Annotated in this window: 2 protein-coding genes; both read left to right on the top strand. The window is 39.8% G+C overall.

The genetic code is table 11. From position 1 onward, the window contains the following. Window positions 1-178: 178 nt before the first annotated feature. A complete protein-coding gene (locus tag ACVPON_RS02470; protein ID WP_462875848.1) occupies window positions 179-1342 on the top strand; it encodes an IS30 family transposase in 1164 nt (387 codons plus the stop codon). 280 nt (window positions 1343-1622) lie between these two features. After that, window positions 1623-1756 (top strand): helix-turn-helix domain-containing protein (locus ACVPON_RS02465; protein WP_153050780.1); only part of this gene is annotated, 134 nt, incomplete at its 3' end.

Below are 1756 nucleotides of genomic sequence, written 5' to 3'. Positions count from 1 at the left end.
CAACTATATCAGTATATCACCTCAACTTTTCTTTGTCAATAGATTTTTTAATTTTTTTTTACTTTTTTTATCCTGTGTAAATTCCCAAAGTAAGTTCCAGTCTGTCGCAAAAACTGGAAATTAGACTGAGACAAGGAAATAAGGTAGAACTTACTTTGGGACAAGTTGGTAACTAACAATGAAAAACAAACACCTTACTCTCTCTGATCGAAACGATATTCAAATAGGAATCGAACAACTTAAGCCCTTCTCGGCTATCGCTGTTAAGCTAGGAAAAGACCCCTCTACAATCTCAAAAGAAGTTCGGAGAAATAGGGTTATAAAAGAGAACTCTGGTACATCAAATTGTGAGGCCTGCCCTCTACTCAAAAAGGCTCCTTACGTCTGTAATGCCTGCCCCAAAAAGAGAAGCAATTGTGGGTACCAGAAACAGTTCTACTACGCAAAAAGAGCTCAGCTAGATTACGAAGCTAAGCTCTCAGACTCGAGAACAGGTGTTGCACTAAACAAGGAAGAATTCTATCGAATGGACGAGATTGTTTCTTCTGCCATCCAAAAGGGACAACACCTCAACCACATCATCGCTTCAAACGAACTTTCGGTATCCAGAGCTTCTATCTATAGATACCTTGAAAAAGGCTACCTTTCCACAAAGCCTATCGATTTCCCCCGTGTCGTGAAATTCAGAAAACGGAGAACCAGAAAACTCCAACCCATTCCTAAAACTGCCAAAGAAGGACGGTCGTACGAGGACTTCCAACACTTTCTTACAAAGAAAGGCATCAGCTATTGGCTAGAAATGGACACCGTTACTGGAAGGATGGGAGGAAAGCTACTTCTCACTTTTAACCTCTCCTTCTGTAACTTTATCTTCGCTCGATTACTTGATAACAAAACAGCTAATGAGGTCGCTAAACATCTCTACATCATCAAGAATGACCTGCATCAGAAAGAGTTGGACTTCTGCGAAATATTCCCTGTCATTCTGACCGACAATGGCGGAGAGTTCGCCAGAGTAGACGACATCGAAATGGATGTGCGCGGTGAATCTAAGCTCTTCTTCTGTGATCCAAATCGCTCCGATCAGAAAGGGAGAATTGAGAAGAATCATACACTTATCAGAGACATTCTTCCTAAGGGAAGTTCTTTTGACAACTTGACACAGGAGGATATCAACCTAGTTTGTTCACATGTCAATAGCGTCAAACGAGCTTCTTTCAACGGAAAATCGGCTTATGAACTCTTTGCCTTTACTTTCGGTGAAGAATTGGCAACACTTTTGGGGATCTCTAAAATTGACCCTGAGAAGGTCATCCAATCACCTCGATTATTAGATAAGTAATCGCTAGTTTTTATCAAAAAATAATTTCAAAATAGAAAGGAACTTGTCCCAGCCCAAATGCCAGATAGCTAGAACTTACTTTGAGACGTCTCAGAGCCAGTAACTTTAGTGTACTCTTTTTTTCAATATTTTCAACCCTAAAACTTCTTTGAATCCGCATTGTAGTCAAAAACAGAACTTAGTCTGAGACTAAATTCTGTTGGTTTTATGCAGTTTTCTCAGAGTAAATTCTGGAAGGATGGGAACTAGAACTTACTTTGGGACAAGTTGGTAACTGACAATGAAAAACAAACATCTTACTCTCTCTGATCGAAACGATATTCAAATAGGAATCGAACAACTGAAGCCCTTTTCGGCTATCGCTGTTAAGCTAGGAAAAGACCCTTCTACAATCTCAAAAGAAGTTCGGAGAAA

The sequence above is a fragment of the Streptococcus sp. 1F3 genome (genome assembly GCF_054968985.1).
Note: the sequence above shows the minus strand (reverse complement) of the source record. Positions and strands in the feature narration are given on the sequence as shown.